The organism is Herbaspirillum sp. RV1423 (genome assembly GCF_000577615.1).
Classification (GTDB): Bacteria; Pseudomonadota; Gammaproteobacteria; order Burkholderiales; family Burkholderiaceae_D; genus Herbaspirillum.
On sequence record NZ_CBXX010000121.1, the window covers coordinates 1 to 276 of the forward strand.

At 44.9% G+C, this 276-nt stretch carries 1 protein-coding gene; it reads right to left on the reverse strand.

Annotation, left to right across the window (positions count from 1 at the left end; genetic code table 11):
* Positions 1-216: hypothetical protein (locus RV1423_RS30790; RefSeq protein ID WP_231502543.1), on the reverse strand; the 216-nt coding region annotated here is incomplete at its 3' end.
* Between the last annotated feature and the right edge of the window lie 60 nt (positions 217-276).

Consider the following 276-nt stretch of genomic DNA (forward strand, 5'->3'; position numbering starts at 1 on the left):
ATCCGAAGTAAAAGTGAGAACAAATTTTGGTTGCAAAAATTGCATCAGAAAATATCTTTTTAAAACAGTGAGTTGCGCAATTTGCGAAGTAATTATGCGAAATTCTTTGTAGCGGCGTTTCGTTGCATCTTTCGCAATGCAGAGAAAGACCCAGGATGAGCCCTCAAAATCCAGGTTTTTCGTTCCAATTCCGTGACGCCATGTAGGGTAAGGCAATCGGTCCAGTCGTCCCAGGAGGCATCTAGCGCCGCGCCGAACATAGGCAATGCGAACTCT